Annotated in this window: 1 protein-coding gene; it reads right to left on the reverse strand. The window is 55.7% G+C overall.

Features of this window, described 5'->3' with window-relative positions:
* A partial coding sequence (locus Abin_RS16070) for a two-partner secretion domain-containing protein (RefSeq protein ID WP_148315674.1) occupies positions 1-423 on the reverse strand: 423 nt, incomplete at its 3' end.
* Positions 424-456: the final 33 nt, after the last annotated feature.

A 456-nucleotide genomic window follows, 5' to 3' on the forward strand; every position in this document is an offset into this window, starting at 1 on the left:
TTTTTGCCCGGCAACTTCCGTGTAACCCAGCATCTGACTGGCCTGCGTGCCCGTCACTTCATTCAGAATGACATTGGCGGCTTTGCCGTGCAGGTTGGCGTTACCGTACACATACCCGCCAAGCTGTGTCTGGGTCGCCTTGGTTGCGTTATTGAGAATCAGCCCCTTTTGTTCAACGCCATACTGCGTGAACATATTGTGAGACAGCCCCGCTCCATTCGGCGTTGCAATATTGAGCTGCTGTACCCCATTCGCCGTCCGGTCCAGACTGGGGGACGGGACAGACGGATTGGTCCGGTTATCAATGACAATGGACGGAGCAGCCTGCTGCGCGTTGGCAATTGCCGGAGCCAGAGCCAAAGACAGAGAAGTCGTCGTCGCAACCGCTTGCCTGAAAAACCGTTTCAATGACTGCAACACCATCAGAACCGCACTCCTGCCTGAAAGGCCGCAATC

Source organism: Acetobacter indonesiensis (assembly GCF_000963945.1).
GTDB lineage: Bacteria > Pseudomonadota > Alphaproteobacteria > Acetobacterales > Acetobacteraceae > Acetobacter > Acetobacter indonesiensis.